The 16,719-nt window shown below is 69.0% G+C and carries 16 protein-coding genes; 10 read left to right on the forward strand and 6 right to left on the reverse strand.

What is annotated here, in order from left to right; all coding sequences use genetic code 11:
* From LQV39_RS09445 to LQV39_RS09455, 3 genes are all read right to left on the reverse strand, one after another.
* Positions 1-807, reverse strand: coding sequence for an alpha/beta fold hydrolase (locus LQV39_RS09445; protein WP_230024567.1), 807 nt, complete (start codon positions 805-807; stop codon positions 1-3).
* 89 nt (positions 808-896) lie between these two features.
* On the reverse strand, positions 897-1,487 hold the full coding sequence (locus LQV39_RS09450) for an FMN-binding negative transcriptional regulator (protein ID WP_230024569.1): 591 nt from the start codon (positions 1,485-1,487) through the stop codon (positions 897-899).
* Positions 1,487-1,948, reverse strand: a complete 462-nt coding sequence (locus tag LQV39_RS09455) for an OsmC family protein (RefSeq protein WP_230024571.1) — start codon at positions 1,946-1,948, stop codon at positions 1,487-1,489. Before LQV39_RS09455 ends, LQV39_RS09450 begins: the two co-directional genes overlap by 1 nt.
* An 84-nt stretch (positions 1,949-2,032) precedes the next feature.
* Between LQV39_RS09455 and LQV39_RS09460 the strand changes: the two genes are divergently transcribed.
* Positions 2,033-3,511, forward strand: coding sequence for a PLP-dependent aminotransferase family protein (locus LQV39_RS09460; RefSeq protein ID WP_230024573.1), 1,479 nt, complete (start codon positions 2,033-2,035; stop codon positions 3,509-3,511).
* A gap of 3 nt (positions 3,512-3,514) precedes the next feature.
* Here LQV39_RS09460 and LQV39_RS09465 read toward each other — a convergent pair whose 3' ends face one another.
* Positions 3,515-4,396: a c-type cytochrome gene (locus LQV39_RS09465; protein ID WP_230024576.1), complete on the reverse strand. Its 882-nt coding sequence runs from the start codon at positions 4,394-4,396 to the stop codon at positions 3,515-3,517.
* Between the two features lie 122 nt (positions 4,397-4,518).
* On the opposite strand from LQV39_RS09465, the gene LQV39_RS09470 reads away from it, so the two are divergent.
* The 4 genes from LQV39_RS09470 to LQV39_RS09485 are packed head-to-tail and all read left to right on the forward strand — an operon-like array spanning position 4,519 to position 8,697.
* The gene (locus tag LQV39_RS09470) at positions 4,519-4,914 is read left to right on the forward strand and encodes a cytochrome c family protein (protein WP_230024583.1); all 396 of its coding nucleotides are present in this window, start codon (positions 4,519-4,521) and stop codon (positions 4,912-4,914) included.
* A complete protein-coding gene (locus tag LQV39_RS09475) occupies positions 4,911-5,840 on the forward strand; it encodes a c-type cytochrome (protein WP_230024590.1) in 930 nt (309 codons plus the stop codon). The genes LQV39_RS09470 and LQV39_RS09475 overlap by 4 nt, the downstream gene beginning before the upstream one ends.
* Positions 5,837-8,353, forward strand: a complete 2,517-nt coding sequence (gene ctaD, locus LQV39_RS09480; RefSeq protein WP_230024597.1) for a cytochrome c oxidase subunit I — start codon at positions 5,837-5,839, stop codon at positions 8,351-8,353. Before LQV39_RS09475 ends, ctaD begins: the two co-directional genes overlap by 4 nt.
* A 2-nt stretch (positions 8,354-8,355) precedes the next feature.
* The gene (locus tag LQV39_RS09485) at positions 8,356-8,697 is read left to right on the forward strand and encodes a hypothetical protein (protein ID WP_230024604.1); all 342 of its coding nucleotides are present in this window, start codon (positions 8,356-8,358) and stop codon (positions 8,695-8,697) included.
* A 15-nt stretch (positions 8,698-8,712) separates the two neighbouring features.
* Here LQV39_RS09485 and LQV39_RS09490 read toward each other — a convergent pair whose 3' ends face one another.
* On the reverse strand, positions 8,713-9,951 hold the full coding sequence (locus LQV39_RS09490; RefSeq protein WP_230024611.1) for a hypothetical protein: 1,239 nt from the start codon (positions 9,949-9,951) through the stop codon (positions 8,713-8,715).
* 135 nt (positions 9,952-10,086) lie between these two features.
* On the opposite strand from LQV39_RS09490, the gene LQV39_RS09495 reads away from it, so the two are divergent.
* The 4 genes from LQV39_RS09495 to LQV39_RS09510 all read left to right on the forward strand — a co-directional run bounded on the left by LQV39_RS09495 (position 10,087) and on the right by LQV39_RS09510 (position 14,841).
* Positions 10,087-10,671: a DNA-3-methyladenine glycosylase I gene (locus tag LQV39_RS09495; protein ID WP_230024618.1), complete on the forward strand. Its 585-nt coding sequence runs from the start codon at positions 10,087-10,089 to the stop codon at positions 10,669-10,671.
* Positions 10,672-10,674: 3 nt separating this feature from the next.
* Complete coding sequence (mnmC, locus tag LQV39_RS09500; protein WP_230024634.1) at positions 10,675-12,348, forward strand: FAD-dependent 5-carboxymethylaminomethyl-2-thiouridine(34) oxidoreductase MnmC; 1,674 nt, start codon at positions 10,675-10,677, stop codon at positions 12,346-12,348.
* Between the two features lie 73 nt (positions 12,349-12,421).
* On the forward strand, positions 12,422-13,174 hold the full coding sequence (locus LQV39_RS09505; RefSeq protein ID WP_230024640.1) for a sensor histidine kinase KdpD: 753 nt from the start codon (positions 12,422-12,424) through the stop codon (positions 13,172-13,174).
* Positions 13,171-14,841, forward strand: a complete 1,671-nt coding sequence (locus LQV39_RS09510) for a tetratricopeptide repeat-containing response regulator (protein WP_230024647.1) — start codon at positions 13,171-13,173, stop codon at positions 14,839-14,841. Before LQV39_RS09505 ends, LQV39_RS09510 begins: the two co-directional genes overlap by 4 nt.
* Here the strand turns inward: LQV39_RS09510 and LQV39_RS09515 are convergent, their stop codons facing one another.
* A complete protein-coding gene (locus LQV39_RS09515; RefSeq protein ID WP_230024652.1) occupies positions 14,842-15,483 on the reverse strand; it encodes a PhaM family polyhydroxyalkanoate granule multifunctional regulatory protein in 642 nt (213 codons plus the stop codon).
* A gap of 74 nt (positions 15,484-15,557) precedes the next feature.
* Here LQV39_RS09515 and LQV39_RS09520 point away from each other — a divergent pair, with 74 nt between their 5' ends.
* Positions 15,558-16,718: a DUF3108 domain-containing protein gene (locus LQV39_RS09520; RefSeq protein WP_230024654.1), complete on the forward strand. Its 1,161-nt coding sequence runs from the start codon at positions 15,558-15,560 to the stop codon at positions 16,716-16,718.
* The last annotated feature ends 1 nt before the right edge of the window (position 16,719 follow it).

The raw sequence follows: 16,719 nt of genomic DNA on the forward strand, positions 1-16,719 counted from the left end.
TCAGCGCAGGACCTGCGCGAGAAAGGCGTCGATCGCGCGCGAGCTCTCGGTGGGCGCGCTCATGTGCGGGCAATGGCCGACGTTGCGGATCACGCGCAGGGTGCTGTTCGGCAGGTGGTGTTGCAGCCAGTCGCCGACCTGGCGCGGCGCGATCAGGTCGTCGCTGCACTGCAGGATCAGGGCCGGCACCTGCGAGCGCGGGACGTCGGCGCGGTGGTCGGCATAGAAGGTCACGCGCGCGAAGTGGCGCGCGATCTCGGGATCGCTGCGGCAGAAGCGCTCGGTCAGTTCCTCGCCCAGCAGCGGCTGGTTGGGCGCGCCCATGATCATCGGCGCCACGTTGCGCGACCAGCCGAGGTAGTTCGCATCCATGGTGTCGATCAGGCCGTCGATGTCCTCGCGGCTGAAGCCGCCCACGTAGTCGCCGTCGTTGATGAAGCAGGGAGAAGGCCCCACCATGATCTGGGCCGCGAAACGTTGCGGCGCCTCGATCGCGGCCAGCATGGCGATGGTGGCGCCGACCGAATGCCCGACCAGCACCACCGGCCCGGCGCCGGCGGCGGCGTCGACGATCTCGAGCAGGTCGGCGGCGTGGCCGTGCAGGGTAGCGTAGGTATTGCGGTCGTAGCGGGACAGGTCGGACTGGCCGCAGCCGGCCAGGTCCCAGGTCACGACGCGGAAGCGGTCTTCATAGGCCGGCGCGAGGAAGCGCCACATGGTCTGGTCGCAGCCAAAGCCATGGATGAAGACCATGGTCGCCGCCCCTTCGCCGGCGGTGTGGACGTGATGGCGCATTTGTACGGACATGTTCCCTCCATGTGCCCAGGTGGCCGAAAGGAAAAAAAGCGAGCCCATTGTGCGCCGCGATCGGGCGCCATGTCCAGTACAAAATGTGCTCAAAGGGTCAGCATGCCGGTTGCATGGGCGATGCGCGCCCGTTCTTCCTCGCCCCGGTTCTGGCTGGTTTTCCACTTGCCTTGCAGGCGCTCGATGGCGATCTCGATGCCCACCGTCGCCCGCACCAGTTTGGCGATGTAGTCGGGCGGCGCATCGTCCACCGACCAGCCGTGGCCGTGCGCAGCCTCCTGCCGGCGCGTCGCGCGGCGCATGTGGGCCAGCAGCCAGTCCGTATCGTCGACCACGCGCAGGCGCCCGTGCGCATGCACGACGGCATAGTTCCAGGTCGGCACCGCGCGTCCTTCGACCGCCTGCAGGTCGTAGAGCTCGGGCGAGACATAGGCGGACGGGCCCTGGAAGATCGCCAGCACCGCCGCGCCGTCCTGGCGCCATAGAGGATTGGCGCGCGCCACGTGGGCGCGCAGCAGGCCTTGCGGCGCCTCGTCTGAAGCCGGCACCAGTTCGAAGGGAAGGTGGTCGGCGGCCAGGCCGTCGCCATCCACGCGCACCAGGGCGCCGAGCGGGTGGCGCTCGATCAGGCCGTGCATGACCTCGATGCGTTCCTCAAGAAAGTGGGCGGGCACGTACATCAGCCGGCCCCTTCCACCACGACGTCGCCGCGCAGCGAGCTGGCGATGTAGCAGCGCGCATGGGCTTCGTGGTGCAGCTGCGCCAGCACCCCGGCGTCCGGCTGCTGCCCTGCAAAATTGATCCGCGGCCGCAGCACGATGCGCACGATCGCCTGCCGGCCCTGTGCATCGGCGTCGAGGTAGCCGGTGGCCCGGTCGCGGTAGCTGTCGACCACCAGGCCGTGCGCCGCCGCCAGCGACAGGAAGAACAGCATGTGGCAGCTGCTGGCGGCCGCTACCAGCGCTTCTTCCGGATCGACGGCGGCCGGGTCGGACATCGGCAGCGGCACGGACAGCGGCGAGGACGAGGCCGGCACCGTCAGGCCGCCGTCGAACTGCCAGCTGTGCGCGCGGCTGTAGCGCTGATCGGTAAAGGCCTGGGCGCCGCGTTCCCAGGCAAGGCTGGCGTCGAATGTTTTCATGGGTCCATCATAGGCCGGCCAGTGGCTTGCCGGAATAGCCAATAAGGGCGAAGATGGGCGTACCAATTTCCGGCCCCGCCAAGCATGCACGTCCACGACATCCTCGCCGCCATCCCGCTCGAGCGCACTTCCGCCACGCCGCTGTTCCGCCAGCTCTACCTGCAGCTGAAGGAAGCGATCCTGGCGGGCGGCATCGCCCCCTCGGCGCGCCTGCCGGCCACGCGCGAGCTGGGCCGGCTGCTTGGCGTCTCGCGCCAGACCGTGCTGGCCGCCTACGAGCAGTTGATGGCCGAGGGCTACCTGGAGGGTGCGGTGGGGAAGGGGACCTTTGTGAGCGCCTCGCTGCCGGCCGCGGCCAAAGCTAAAACATCCGACGCGGAAGCCGCGCCGCCGCTGGTGCGCCCGCTGTCCGCGCGCGGCGAAGCGATGGCGGCGGCGATGGCGCGCGTGCGCCACCACGAGGGTCCGCTGCGGACCTTCCGCATCAGCATGCCGGGCCTGGACCTGTTTCCCTTCGAGATCTGGCGCAAGCTCGAGGCGCGCCACTGGCGCCGCCGCCAGGTCCCGCTGGGCTATGGCGGCCCGGCCGGCCACGCGCCGCTGCGCGAACTGCTGTGCGCCTATTTGCGTGCCTCGCGCGGGGTGCACTGCGTGCCCGAGCAGATCGTCATCACCACCGGTTCGCAGCAGGCTTTATATTTGCTGGCCCAGCTGCTGCTGGCCCCGGGCGAAGGCGTGTGGCTGGAGTCGCCCGGCTACCAGGGCGCGCTGGCGCCATTTGCGGTGGCCGGCGCGCGCATCTGCCCGGTGCCGGTCGACGCCGAAGGCATGATGGTCGCCTATGCGGCGCAACGCTACCCGGATGCGCGCCTGGTCTTTGCCACGCCTTCGCACCAGCTGCCGCTGGGCGTGACCATGAGTCTCGCACGGCGCCTTGAGCTGCTGCGCTGGGCCCAGGCGAAGCGCGCCTGGATCGTCGAGGACGACTACGACAGCGAGTACCGCTACACCGGCCCGCCGCTGGCATCGCTGCAAAGCCTGGACCGCAGCGGATGTGTGATCTACGTCGGCACCCTGTCGAAGGTGCTGTTTCCGGGACTGCGCCTGGGCTACATCGTGGCGCCGCCCGCGCTGGCCGAGCCGCTGGCGCGCGCCAAGGCCGTGGTCGACCGCCACAGCCCCATCGTGCCGCAGGCGGTGCTGGCCGATTTTATCCAGGAAGGCCACTTCGCGCGCCATATCCGGCGCACCCGCGACGCCTATGGCGAACGGCGCATCGTCATGCTGGAGGCGATCCAGGCGCGCATGCAGGGCGCGCTGGCCTGCGGCCCGTCCGACGCCGGCCTGGATTTGTGCGTGGGCGTCACAAATGGCATGCGCGAGGCCGAAGCGGCGGCGCGCGCGGGTGCGGAGGGCGTCGACGTGCGGCCGCTGTCCTATTACACGAATCCGGCCGCCGGCCCCGACTGCGCGGTGCCGCCCGGCCTGCTGCTGGGTTTTTCGGCTTTCACGCCGGCGCAGATTCGTGCCGGCATCGGGCGCCTTGAACAGGCGATTTGCTGAGGACTACTTGCTGAGCAAATAGGCGCTGATGTCGCGCGCATCGCTTTCGGTCACGCCCATGGCCGGCATCGCCGCGCGCGGGTCGATGGCTTGCGGATTGCGGATCCAGGCGATCAGGTTGTCCTGGGTGGGCGCCAGCCTGCCGGCGATGACGGGGCGCCGCGCCAGGCCTTTCAGCGGGCGGCCGACGTCGACCTCGGAGCCGGTCACGCCGGGAATCGTGTGGCAGGACTGGCAGGCGTACTGGCCGATGATCTTCTTGCCGCGGCCGGCGTCGCCGCGCAGCAGGGCGCCGCCGGTGGCATTGCCGCCGGTGACGGCGGAGGCCTGCGAACTGTCGGGCGCCGCCGCCACGTCGTTTGCCGCCAGCGTGCGGTAGCCTGCCGCATCGAGGTCCGGCAGCCGGTTCAGGAAGGCCACCACGGCCCAGGTGTCGGCCTCGCCCAGGCGCAGTTCCCAGGCCGGCATGCCGCTCATCTTGATGCCGTGTCGCGTAATCCAGTACAGCTCGCGCGGCTTCCAGCGCGCGGCGGCGTCGACCAGCGGCCCCGGCACCGGCTGCATGCTCTGGCCATGCGCGGAGGGCGGGGCGGCCGGGCCGCCGTGGCATTGCGCGCAGTGCTCGCGGTACAAGCCCGCGCCGCGCCGCAGTTGGGCGGGGTCGCCCAGGCTGGGGGTGACGATGGTCTTCGCATGGTGGCGCACCGAATTGTGCATGGCCTGTTCCAGCAGGCTGTACACGGGCTGCAGGTGCTGGGTAGAGGCGCCGATGTCATACCAGCCGGCCTGGTAGACCGTATAGCCGCCGGCCGCCGCAATGCCCCCCGCGGTGAGCAGCGTAATGACGGCGGTCTTGACGATCAGGCGGGTACGGGAAGCGGCCATGGATTCGTTAGGCGTATCGTGTTAAATAAAATACATCGTTTCCGTTATTATAAAAGTCATCCGCTTTGGCGGCCCGATCCGCGAATTCAACCGTGTGGCCCTACCGTGACTTCGAACCCGTGATGCCGACTTCCTTCCTTCACCGCCGATGTGGTCTCTGCGCCGTCCTGAGCCTGGCCCTGCTGGCCGCCTGCAGCGGCAAACCCAGGGAAAAACAGGTGCCCGGCGGCGACGCCAAGGTCGGCAAGGAGCTGGTGACCCAGTACCAGTGCGGCGCCTGCCACAAGATCCCCGATGTGCGCGGCGCCGACGGCAAGGTCGGGCCGCAGCTGGACGGCTTCGGAAAGCTGAGCTATATCGCCAACGGCATTCCTAACCAGCCGGACAAGCTGGTCGCCTGGCTGCTCGACCCGCCGGCCATGAAGCCCGGCACGCCGATGCCGGCCATGGGCCTGACCGAACAGGAGGCGCGCCACATGGCGGCCTACCTGTACACGCTCAGGTCCAAGCCCAAATGAGCGAGCCGCTGCAATCGGTACTCCATCCGGCCGGCGCCGACGCCGACCTGATCGGGCAATTCGCCTGGGTGCTGTTCGGCGCCGGCCTGATCATCTTCCTGGCCGTGCTGGCGCTGCTCGCACTCAGCCTGCGCCGCCATGAGGCGCCGCTGCGCTCCGGGCTGTGGATCGCCGGCGGCGGCATCGTCCTGCCGGTGGTCCTGCTCACCATCCTGCTGGGCTGGAGCACCTGGCGCAGCGCCGGGCTGGTGCCGCAAAGCTCGGACAAGGCGCTGGCGATTTCCGTGACGGCCAAGATGTGGTGGTGGGACGTCCATTACCGCGACCCGGCCACCGGACGCGAGATCGCCACCGCCAACGAGATCCGCATCCCGGTCGGGCGCACGGTCTACCTGGGCCTGAACGCGGCCGACGTGATCCACAGCCTGTGGGTGCCGGCGCTGGCGGGCAAGCGCGACATGATCCCGGGCCGCGTGACCGGCCTGACCCTGCGCGCCGACAAGCCCGGCGTCTACCGCGGCCAGTGCGCCGAATACTGCGGCACCCAGCACGCGCACATGGCGCTGCACGTGGTGGCGCTGGCGCCCGCCGAGTACGAGGCCTGGCTGGCCAACCAGGCCAGGCCCGCGCGCGCGCCCGAAGCGGGGCTGCCGCTGCGCGGGCGCGCCGTCTTCTTCGAACAGCGCTGCCAGAACTGCCACACGATCCGCGGCGTGGCCGAGAGCGCGCACCTGGGCCCGGACCTGACCCACGTCGGCAGCCGCATGCAGATCGGCGCCGGCCTGCTGCGCAACCACGGCGGCGCGCTGGCGGCCTGGATCGGCGACCCGCAAGCCCTGAAACCCGGCGTCTTCATGCCGGCCGCCTCCGGCATCGACGGCGAATCGCTGCGCGCGCTGGCGGCCTATCTCGAGCACCTGCAATGACGACGAGGAACCCACCGAACCCCGCGCCGCGCCCCGACGGCGAACTGGAAAAGCTGGAAAAGGTCTGGCGCACGCAAAGCGGCTGGCGCTTCTTCTCCTCGGTGAACAACACGAACATCGGCCTGCTGTATATTGGCACCGCGCTCCTGTTCTTCGTGCTGGCCGGGGTGCTCGGGCTGCTGATCCGGACCCAGCTGGCGCTGCCCGACAACAGGCTGCTGGGCGCGGAAGCCTACAACCAGGTCTTCACCATGCACGGCACGGTGATGATGTTCCTGTTCGCGATTCCGGTGGTCGAGGCGATCGCCGTCTACCTGCTGCCCAATATGCTGGGCGCGCGAGATCTGCCCTTCCCGCGCCTGTCCGCCTATGCCTACTGGGCCTATGCCTTCGGCGGCCTGGCCTTCTTCTGCACCCTGTTCGTGGGCCTGGCGCCGGATGGCGGCTGGTTCATGTACCCGCCGCTCACCGGCACCAAATACTCGCCGGGCCTGAACGCCGACTTCTGGCTGCTGGGTATCGGCTTCATCGAGATCTCGGCGATCGCCGGCGCCATCGAACTGATCGTCGGCATCCTGTTTACAAGGGCGCCCGGCATGACTTTAGGCCGCATGCCGGTGTACGCCTGGGCCATGCTGGTAGTGGGCCTGATGATCGTGTTCGCCTTCCCGGCCGTGATCGCCGGCACCGCCTTGCTGGAGCTGGAGCGCGCCTTCGACTGGCCCTTCTTCATCGCCGAACGCGGCGGCGACCCGCTGCTGTGGCAGCACCTGTTCTGGTTCTTCGGCCACCCCGAGGTCTACATCATCTTCCTCCCCGCGGCCGGCATGGTCTCGACCATGATCCCGACCATCGCCGGCACGGGCCTCGTCGCCCGGCGCGCCATCATCGCGGCGCTGCTCGGCGTGGGGGTGTTCAGCTTCGGCCTGTGGGCCCACCACATGTTCACCGCCGGCCTGGGCGTGCTGGAGATGAGTTTCGTGTCGGCGGCCAGCATGGCGGTGGCGGTGCCGACCGCGATCCAGGTGTTCGCCTGGATCGCCACCCTGTGGAAAGGGAAGGTCACCTGGAACGCGCCGACCCTGTTCCTGCTCGGCTTCATGTTCATCTTCGTGCTGGGCGGGCTGACCGGCGTGATGGTCGCGGTGATCCCCTTCGACTGGCAGGTGCACGACACCTATTTCATCGTCGCCCACTTCCACTACGTCCTGATCGGCGGGATGGTGTTCCCGGTGTTCGCCGCCCTGTATTACTGGCTGCCGCTGGTGAACGGGAATCGCTTGTCGGAGGCGCTCGCGCGCTGGGTGTTCGGGCTGATGTTCGTGGGCTTCAATGTCGCCTTCTTCCCCATGCACATCACGGGCCTGCTGGGCATGCCGCGCCGGGTCTACACCTATGCGCCGGAGATGGGCTGGACCGGACTGAACCTGCTGTCGACGGCGGGCGCCTTCCTGTTCGCGGCTGGCGTGGCGCTGTTCGCCGTCGACGCCTTCCGCACCTTGCGCCGGTCCGAGCGCGCCGTCGGCAACCCGTGGAACGCGTCGACGCTGGAATGGCTGCCCTCCGAGGATTACGGCAACCGCAGCATCCCGCGCGTGACATCGAGCAATCCGCTGTGGGACGAACCGGAACTGGCGCGCGAAGTGGAGGAGGGCAGGCACTACCTGCCGCACACCGCCACCGGGCGCCGCGAGACCATCGCCACCAGCGCGGTCGCGGCCGAACCGCGCTACCTGCTGGTGCTGCCCGGCGACAGCTGGCTGCCGCTGCTGGGCGCCTTCGGCACCTCGGCCTTCTTCCTGCTGCTGACCGTGAAGCTCTACTTCCTGGCCTGGATCGCCGGCGCGGTGGCGGTGGGCGCGGTGCTGGGCTGGATGTGGGAGTCGGACCGCGCGCCGCCCGCGATCGAGCAGGTGGAGGCGGCCGAGGGCGAGCCGCTGCCGGTCGGCGCCACCGGCAAGGCATCGCATTCCTGGTGGGCCACCGTCATCATGCTGGTAGTCGACGCCAGCATCTTCGCTTCCTTCGCCTTCGCCTATGTGCACGTGTCGATGCGGCTGCAGGTGTGCCCGCCGCCGGGCGCGGCGCTGCCGCCCCTGGCGCAGGCGCTGTGGTCCTGCGGCCTGCTGGCGCTGGGCTCCCTGCTGGTGTGGCTGGCGCGGCGCAGTCTCGATAAACAAGGCAATGCGCGGCGCCTTCCCTGGCTGGTGCTGCTGGCGCTGGCCTGCGCGCTGGGCTCCTTCGTGCTCGACCTGCAGGGCTGGCGCGGCGGCCTTCATCCATCCTTCAGCGCCTGGGCCGCGGCGATCGCGGCGCTGGCCAGCTACCAGGGCCTGCACATCGTCCTGCTGCTGGTGCTGGCGCCCTACCTGGCGCTGCGCGCCTGGCGCGGCCACCTGGGTCCGCGCAGCCGCGCCACGCTCGACAACATCGCGCTGGTCTGGCATTACACGACGCTGCAGGGCATCGCGGCGGTGGCGGTGGTGCGGCTGATGCCGCTGCTGATGGAGTGAACATGGCCACCTACGCACGCAGGGAAGGCTTCTGGCGCCGCGCACTGGGCGTGACGCTGCCGCTGCTGGTCTGGATCGTCCACTTCGCCTTCAGCTACGGGCTGGCGGCGGCGCAATGCTCGCCGGGCGGCCTGCGCGCGGGCGGGCCGGACCGGTTGCTGCTGGGTGGGGTGACGGTGGCGGCATTTGTCATCTGCGCCTGGATGGCCTGGCGCCGGCGCGCGGCGCTGCTGGACCGCCACGCCGGGCTGGCGCGGCGGGCGGGGGCGCTGCTGGCTTTGCTGGCGGCGATCGCGATCGCCTGGGCGGGGATACCGCTGCTGCTGGTCGACGGCTGCGCTTGAGACGCGAGGCGGAGATCAGCGCGGCTTGCGTGGACGCAGGCGGCGGTGCAGCAGCAGGGCGGCTGCGGCCACGCCGGTCAGCCACAGGCTGCCCGGTTCCGGCAGTTCATGGGGTTTCGTTGGCGTTTTGCCGTCGGTCGCGGGATCGGTCTGCAGCGTGGGCGCCGGCGGTTTGAGCGGGTCGGTGCCGGCGGGCTTGGTGGCGGTGCCCCCGGTGGTGCCGGTGGTCCCGCCAGTCGTGCCGGTCGTGCCGCCGGTGCTGCCGGTCGAGGTGCCGCCGCTCGAGGTCCCGCCGTCGGTGGCGGCAAGGGCGCCGCTCAGCGCCGGATCGCCGCCCTTGCCGCTGCCGCCGCTGTCGCTGCCATAGCTGAGCGAGCCGCCGGCCGTCGCCGTCGGGTCGCTGCTGGCCGCGCTGCCTTCGGTGGTGCCGGAAGCCGGGCTCGAGACGCCGGCGAGCAGGGTCTGGCGGCTGCCGATGGCCGGGAAGGCAGGGAGGCTCAGGCCCATGCTGCTGTTCCTGAAGGCGGTCTGGGCCAGGCTGGCCGCGGTTTGCGGCGCCGGCAGCAGGCCCGCGCCGTTCGGGTAGGCCTGTGCCACGAACTGCTCACCGGCGCCGGCTTCTTCCTCCAGGGCGGCCGCGGTCTGCAGCAGCGCGCCTTCACCGGCATCCGTGGACTGCACGACCGGCGTGTCGAGTTCCTGTTCGCCCGGCCCCTTGGCCTCGACCGGCAGCTGGGGCGTATCGGAGATGCGGTTGCCGCAGCGCGCGCGGATGTCGTTCTGGCCGTCCGAGAGGATGGACTCGCCTTCGGCCAGGGTCACCGGGCGGGAGGTCCAGTACACCTGGTCGCCCTTGCGGTAGGAGACGTAGACGGCGCGCGCCTTCGGCACGGTCTGCAGGCTGGCCTTGTCCACCGCGAAGCCGGCGTAATGCGCGGCCACGGTCTTGTCGGCGAGGATGGCATGGGCGATGTCGGCGCGGCTGGTCACGCCGCCCGGCACGATCGAAAACGGATACACGCGCCGCGGCGCCGCCGGCGTGGACGTCTCGGCCACGCGCTTAATCTCCGGCGAGGTCCGGATCGCCGGATCCGGCACGGCGGCCGTGAAGCTGTTCCCGACTTTCTGTTGCGGTTCCTGGCGCAGCAGGAAGGCGGCGCAGCAGGACACGGTGAGCATGACCGCCACGGCCAGGCGCTTCTGCAGGCGTGCTTGCTTGACGCTTCGGCGAATATAGGCGCGGCGGATGTCCATGTTCAAAAAGATGAAAGTAGGAGAGGTCCTACAGACTATATCTTTGCTATTGGTAAATCTACATTTCTTTGAGAAATTTTTATTGCAATGTAGACATTTAGATACACTGGCAGTGGCGAGGTTTATACTTTAGGTATGGACACCACCACCCGCTGCAGCTGGGCCAACATGGCCAATCCAAAATATATTGCCTACCACGACCATGAGTGGGGCGTGCCCTGCCATGACGAGACCACGCTGTTCGAGATGCTGAATCTCGAAGGCGCGCAGGCCGGACTGTCGTGGGAGACGATCCTGAACAAGCGCGATACCTACCGCGCCGCCTTCGACGGCTGGGATGCGGAAAAGATCGCGCGCTACGACGACGCCAAGGTGGCTGCGCTGCTGCTCGACCCCGGCATCGTGCGCAACCGCCTGAAGGTGGCGGCGGCGATCAACAACGCCAAGGCTTATCTACGCATGCGCGAGGCGGGCCTGAGCCTGGACCAGTACCTGTGGTCCTTCGTCGATCATCAGCCGATCGTCAACGACTGGCCGGATGGCGGCCGGCCGGCGCGCACCGAACTCTCGGACCGCATCTCGAAGGACCTCGGCAAGCGCGGTTTCAAGTTCGTCGGCTCGACCATTATCTACGCCTACATGCAGGGGATCGGCATGGTGGACGACCACGACCGCGCTTGCATCTGCCGCCAGCGCCCGCGGGAAGCACGAAGGGCCTGAACCATGGACTACCGGGACGCATGGCATGGCCAGGCGCGCTGCACCGTCTTCGACGCCGCCTATGGCGATGGCGCCAGCTTCAGGGTGCTGGCCGATGTCTGGCGCACCGACCCGCACCGCTCGCCGCACCTGCACGTGATCGCCTTGAGCGGCCTGCTGCTGCCGGGCTTCCACCGCATCCCGCAAGCCGAGCCGGGGCTGACGCTGGACCTGCTCAGCGCCACCATCGACGAAGCCCTGAGCCAGCTGACTGCGCGCGTCGATCTGTTCCGCCTGCATGGCCTGGAGCAGGCCGGCGCCGGCTTCGCGCGCGCGCTGGCGCGGGTGGCCGCACCGCAGGCGCGCCTGCTGGGGCAGGGCTTGACGCCGGAGCAGGTGGCGGCGCTGCAGGCGCAGGGTTTCGTGTTCGAGGCCTGCGCCGAGCCGGATAAACAGAAGGCGCGTTTCGCCAGCCGCAAGCCGCGCCCGCCGCAGCCGCCGCTGCCCGAGCGGCGCGCCATCGTGCTGGGCGCCGGCATCGCCGGTTCCGCCGCCTGCGAGCGCCTGTGCGCGCGCGGCTGGGACGTCACCCTGGTCGAGCGCCACCCGCGTCCGGCCATGGAAGCTTCGGGCAATCGCGCCGGCATCTTCATGCCGCTGGTCTCCAGGGACGACAATATCCCGACCCGCCTGACCCGCGCCGCCTACCTGTACGCGCTGCGCCACTGGGAGCGCCTGGGCGGCATCGGCGGCGCCATCGAAGGCCAGGCCTGCGGCGTGCTGCAGCTGGCGCGTGACCCCGGCCACGCCGAGGTGCAGCGCGCGATCGCCGCCAGCGGCGCGCTGCCCGCCGAGTTTGCCGAGTGGCTCGAACAAGCGCAGGCGGAAAGCCTGCTCGGGCTGCCGGCGCCGGACGGCGGCTGGCTGTTCCGCCAGGGCGGCTGGGCGCGGCCCGGCAGCGTCTGCGAAGCCATGCTGGCGGCTTGCGGCGGGCGCCTGCAGCAGCGCTTCGGCGTCGGCAGCGTGCGTGTCGCGCAGGTGGAAGGGCATTGGGAAGTCAGCGACGAGCATGGCGCCATCGTCGCGCGCGCGCCGACCCTGATCCTGGCCAACGGCGCCGGCGCCATGCAGGTGCCGCACGCGGCGCCGCTGCCGCTGACGGCCATGCGCGGCCAGGTCAGCCACCTGCCTGCCGAGATGATCCCGGCCCTGCCGGTGGTGCTGTGCCGCGAAGCCTACCTGACGCCGCCCTCGCACGGCGTGGCCAGCGCCGGCGCCACCTACGACGTCGACGGCGATCCCGAGCTCTCGCCGGCCAGCCATCAAGAGAATCTGCGGCGCCTGCGCGGCCTGCTGTCCGATCCCCATGCGGCGCAAGGTGCGCCGCTGCAGGGCCGCGTGGGTTTCCGCTGCATCGCGCCGGACCGCCTGCCGCTGGTGGGCCGCCTGCCGGACTTCGATGCGGCAGGGAGCACCGAGCGCCTGCGCGACGTGCCGCGCCATCCCGGCCTGTACGCGCTGCTGGGCTACGCCTCGCGCGGGCTGATCTGGGCCGGCTGGGCCGCCGAGCTGCTCGCTGCCCAGCTCGAGGGCGAGCCGCTGCCGCTGGAATCGGCGCTGGTCGACGCCCTCGACCCGGCCCGCTTCGTGTTGCGCGCACGCCGCACGTCGCGGGGTCCGCAACTCACCGATATTTGATTTCTTGTAAGCAATTAGACCGACTAAAGGTATAATTGACGTCCAGCAACATTTCACACATTGAAAGGTTGAAATGGACGACCTATTGGCCGCGACGCCGCCCGACACGCCCGACACCCACGACCTGTTCCTGTTTCTCGCCTCGACTGCGCACGACATGAAGAACTCGCTCAGCGTGCTGTCCGGCACGCTGGAGCGGCTGCTGGTCGCGCAGTCTGCGCCGTCTTCCTCGTCTCTACCGAAGAGCGACTCGGCCTATCCGGAAATGGCGCACATGCTGTACCAGACCAAGCGCCTGAACGACAACCTGATGCAGCTGCTGGCCCTGTACAAGCAGGTCGGCAAGCCAGACTACCCCTTCGACCTGCAGCCGGTCGAACTGGGCCAGCTGGTCGAGCAGGTGGTGGCGATCGGCCGCGTGCTGCTGAAGTCGCGCGGCATCCGGCTCGAACTGGACTACGACCCCAGCCTGATCTGGCACCTGGACGAAGACCTGGTGGTCGGCGTGCTCTCGCATGCGATCAACAACGCCATCCACTACACCTGCGACTGCGTGCGCCTGGCGATCCGCGAAAGCGAAGGCTGGCTCGAACTGCGGGTCGAGGACAACGGCCCCGGTTATCCTCCGGCCCTGCTGAAGGCGGGCGCGATCGCCACGCGCGAGGTGGCGGGCGGGGTCAACTTCCTGACTAACAGCGCTGGCCTGGGCCTCTACTTTTCCAGCAAGGTCGCGAAGATGCACCGTCACCGCGGCCAGGCCGGCAGCCTGCGCCTCGAGAATGGAGGGGCATACGGGGGCGGCTGTTTCATCCTGAGGCTGCCATGAATCCCGTCGGTGCCGCCGGCGTCGCCGAGATCGACTGGGCCGACAAGAACTACCTGGTGGTCGACGATTTCGTCGGCATCCGCCAGCTGCTGCGCGAAAGCCTGCGCAGCCTGGGCGCCAGGAACATCGACCAGGCATCGAGCGGCGGCGAGGCGATGGGCTTGTTGTCGCGGGTGCGCTACGACGTGGTCCTGTGCGACTACAACCTGGGCGACGGCAAGAACGGCCAGCAGGTGCTGGAAGAGGCACGCGTGCGCAACCTGGTCAACCCCAGCACCGTGTGGCTGATGGTGTCGGCCGAGAAGAGCGTCGAATCGGTGATGGGCGCGGCCGAGCACCAGCCCGACGCCTACCTGATCAAGCCGATCACCGAGGGCGTGCTGCTGACGCGCCTGAACCGCGTGTGGCACAAGAAGCAGGTGTTCCGCATGATCGACCAGGCCTATGCCGAGAAGGATTATCTGCGCGCGGCCAGGCTGTGCGACGCCCGCATCGGCAGCGACAAGGTCCACGAGCTCGACCTGCTGCGCATGAAGGCGAAGCTGATGGAAAAGAGCGGCCAGCCGGCCAGGGCGCGCGAAGTCTACGAGCAGGTGCTGGAACAGCGCGAGTACCAGTGGGCGCGCGCCGGCCTGGCCAAGATCCGCATGGCGAACGGCGAGTTCGAGCAGGCGCGCCAGATCTTCCAGAGCGTGATCGCCGAGAACCGCTACTACATCGACGCCTACGACCAGCTGGCCGCCGCCTACCAGAACATGGGCAAGATGGAAGAGGCCGGGGCGATCCTGGAGCGGGCCGCCAAACTGTCGCCGAATTCAGTGACGCGCCAGCGCAACCTGGGGAACATCGCCCTCAGGCTGGGCAACGTGCAGATGGCCGAGAAGGCCTTCCGCAAATGCATCGCGATCGGCGAGTACTCGATCATGAAGACGCCGGATGCCTACCTCGGGCTGGCGCGCGTCTGCGGCCAGAAGAACGACACCAAGGAAGCGCTGCAGCTGCTGCTGGTGGCCCAGCGCGAATTCGTCCAGGAGCACCCGGACCTTCCGCTGCGCGCCAAGATCACGGAAGGCCTGGTCTACCACGAGAGCGGCGACTACCGGCGCGCGCGCAAGGCCGGGGACGAGCTCGAGGAGATGCTCAAGCTGACCCCGGAGCGCCCCGACACCGGCACCTGCCTGGAACTGGCGACCCTGCTGTTCGCGGTGGGCGTGAAGGACGCCCCGGTCGAGCTGCTGTGCTACGTGATCCGCAACAACCACGACAACCCGCTGCTGCTGGACGAAGTGCAGGCCATCTTCGAGAAGGCACGCATGGGCGAGGAGGGCCTGGCCCTGATCCGCAGTTCGAAGAAGGAAGCGGCGGACCTGATGAACCAGGGCGTGCTGCTGTGGAAGACCGGCAAGCTGGCCGAGGCCGTGGTGTGGATGCGCAATGCACGCAAGGCGGTGCCGAACAACCAGCGGATCCTGTTCAACGCGGCCCAGATCATGGTCTCGCACATGCAGCAGCACGGCCACGATGCGGAGCTGTGGGCCGAGGCCCAGGAGGTGCTGCACCACGTCGACCGCCTGCTGCCGGGGCAGCAGCGCTTTGCGCAGTTGATGGAGCAGTTGGCGGGTTTGCAGCCGGCGCCCGACGGCGCCGGCATCGCCGTGGTGGCGTGATTACGCCTTGTCGGCTTTCGGTTTGCCGCCGCGTGCGCGGCCGTTGCCGTTCGGCGCTGCCTGCGGTTCCGGTTCCGCCGGCGCTTCCGGCGCCGGTGCCTCCGCTTTGGCCGGCCCATCCGCCGGCGTCATCGCCGTCGCCACTGCCTGCGTGAACTGTTCCTGAAGCATATTCCACCAAGCCATTGCCGCCGGCATGCCCATCGCCGCGGCAGGGTCCGGCGCCGCCTGCTGGTCCGACGCCGGCGCGCCGGGCTGGGCCGTTCCGCCGCCGCCCTCGTTACCCGCTGCCGGCTGCCCGAAGAAAGGCCCGAAGGGCATGGCCGCCATCTTCTCCGCGCTCACGCCCGACTGACGCATGGCCTCGGCCATCGAGGCGCCCATCGCCTTCAGCGTGGACATGGTGGAGCGCTGGACTTCCATGGTCTGGATGGTCCCGCGCAGCATGGTGACATTCATGTTCAGCCAGGATTCGACGGCCTTCAGGTCGGCGATGCGCTTGTCGAGGTCTTCGACGGACATCGGTGGCGCGGCCATGCCCGACATGTTCGTACCCGGAAGGTTCATCGAACCCCACAGGTTCTTGACGAAGTCCAGCGTATCCGTCATCCCGGGCATGTTGGCGGTAGGTGGTTTCAGCATCAGAGTCTCCTGTTATCGGTCTCGGACAAGGCTACCAGATAAACAATACCGCTCATAGACGTTACACTAGCCGGATGAGCCTCGCTATCGCCTCGAACCGCCGCCGCCGGAAAATCGTGTTCGGCGCGCTCACGGTCCTGCTGCACCTGCTGGTGCTGGACTGGCTCAGCGGCCAGATCGGCAAGCCGCGCGAGCAGGCGCAGCGCGAGGCGCCGCCGGCTGAAGCGCAGTTGCTCAAGACGCCCATCACGCCGGCGCAGCCGCCGCCCCTGCAGCCGCCGCAGCCGGCACTACAGCCGCCGCCGCCCATCCCGCCGCTGCCCCTGGAAGCGGTGGAAGTGGCGCAGTCCGGCGACGCGCCTGCCGCTGCCGGCGAAGGCGCGCGGGCGCCCGTCCCCGACGCCGCGCCCGGCGATGCTGCGGGTACGCAGGCCCCGGGGCAGGGGAGCGCCCCGAATGCCGTGGCCGACGTACAATCGCCCCAGGCCGGCACGCCGCCGCAGCCGGCCGCCGAGCCGGCTGCGAAGCCTGAAGCAAAGCCCGCGCCCGAAGCGCGCCGCTACAAGGTCGACCTGCCGCCGGCAGCCGACATCCAGATGGACGTCGCGCGCACGGATGCGAACGGCACCCGCTGGAGTGGCGACGCCCTGCTGTCGTGGACGCTCACGCCGACCTCGTACAAGATCCGCGTCGAGGCCGGTATTACGATCGTGTTCGCGCACGTGAACCTGCTGACGCTCACCAGCGAAGGCGCGGTCGGCGACGAGGGTTTCATGCCGGCCCTGATGACGGAAAAGCGGCGCGGGCGCTCGATGACGGCCACCCACTTCAATCGCAAGGATGGCCGCTTGAGTTTTTCGGCCTCCGAAGCGAACTATCCGCTAGTGTGGGGCGCCCAGGACAAGGCCAGCCTGCCGCTGCAGCTGACGGCGATCGCGCGCGGCGATCCGCAACAATTGTCGGGCAATATAGACATCCTTGTCGGCGAAGACCGCGACGCCAGCGTTTTCAGTTTTGTGGTGCTCGGCCAGGAACAGATAGCCACGCGGATGGGCAGGATCGCCACCTGGCACCTGGCGCGGCCGCCCAAGCCCGGCTCGTACAACTCGCGCCTGGACCTGTGGCTGGCGCCGGACTATGGCTGGATGCCGGTGCAGATCCGCAACCTGGAAGCCAGCGGGGCGGTGACGACCCAGACCGTGAACAATATCGTGATGAAGAATTCAGGAAGCTGAC

The sequence above is a fragment of the Massilia sp. Bi118 genome (genome assembly GCF_918697865.1).
Classification (GTDB): Bacteria; Pseudomonadota; Gammaproteobacteria; order Burkholderiales; family Burkholderiaceae_D; genus Telluria.

What these genes read in the sequence shown, in the direction of transcription:
- LQV39_RS09445 (WP_230024567.1), bottom strand. Translation starts at nt 807, where the DNA reads ATGTCCGTACAAATGCGCCATCACGTCCACACCGCCGGCGAAGGGGCG.
- LQV39_RS09450 (WP_230024569.1), bottom strand. Translation starts at nt 1,487, where the DNA reads ATGTACGTGCCCGCCCACTTTCTTGAGGAACGCATCGAGGTCATGCAC.
- LQV39_RS09455 (WP_230024571.1), bottom strand. Translation starts at nt 1,948, where the DNA reads ATGAAAACATTCGACGCCAGCCTTGCCTGGGAACGCGGCGCCCAGGCC.
- LQV39_RS09460 (WP_230024573.1), top strand. Translation starts at nt 2,033, where the DNA reads ATGCACGTCCACGACATCCTCGCCGCCATCCCGCTCGAGCGCACTTCC.
- LQV39_RS09465 (WP_230024576.1), bottom strand. Translation starts at nt 4,396, where the DNA reads ATGGCCGCTTCCCGTACCCGCCTGATCGTCAAGACCGCCGTCATTACG.
- LQV39_RS09470 (WP_230024583.1), top strand. Translation starts at nt 4,519, where the DNA reads ATGCCGACTTCCTTCCTTCACCGCCGATGTGGTCTCTGCGCCGTCCTG.
- LQV39_RS09475 (WP_230024590.1), top strand. Translation starts at nt 4,911, where the DNA reads ATGAGCGAGCCGCTGCAATCGGTACTCCATCCGGCCGGCGCCGACGCC.
- ctaD (WP_230024597.1), top strand. Translation starts at nt 5,837, where the DNA reads ATGACGACGAGGAACCCACCGAACCCCGCGCCGCGCCCCGACGGCGAA.
- LQV39_RS09485 (WP_230024604.1), top strand. Translation starts at nt 8,356, where the DNA reads ATGGCCACCTACGCACGCAGGGAAGGCTTCTGGCGCCGCGCACTGGGC.
- LQV39_RS09490 (WP_230024611.1), bottom strand. Translation starts at nt 9,951, where the DNA reads ATGGACATCCGCCGCGCCTATATTCGCCGAAGCGTCAAGCAAGCACGC.
- LQV39_RS09495 (WP_230024618.1), top strand. Translation starts at nt 10,087, where the DNA reads ATGGACACCACCACCCGCTGCAGCTGGGCCAACATGGCCAATCCAAAA.
- mnmC (WP_230024634.1), top strand. Translation starts at nt 10,675, where the DNA reads ATGGACTACCGGGACGCATGGCATGGCCAGGCGCGCTGCACCGTCTTC.
- LQV39_RS09505 (WP_230024640.1), top strand. Translation starts at nt 12,422, where the DNA reads ATGGACGACCTATTGGCCGCGACGCCGCCCGACACGCCCGACACCCAC.
- LQV39_RS09510 (WP_230024647.1), top strand. Translation starts at nt 13,171, where the DNA reads ATGAATCCCGTCGGTGCCGCCGGCGTCGCCGAGATCGACTGGGCCGAC.
- LQV39_RS09515 (WP_230024652.1), bottom strand. Translation starts at nt 15,483, where the DNA reads ATGCTGAAACCACCTACCGCCAACATGCCCGGGATGACGGATACGCTG.
- LQV39_RS09520 (WP_230024654.1), top strand. Translation starts at nt 15,558, where the DNA reads ATGAGCCTCGCTATCGCCTCGAACCGCCGCCGCCGGAAAATCGTGTTC.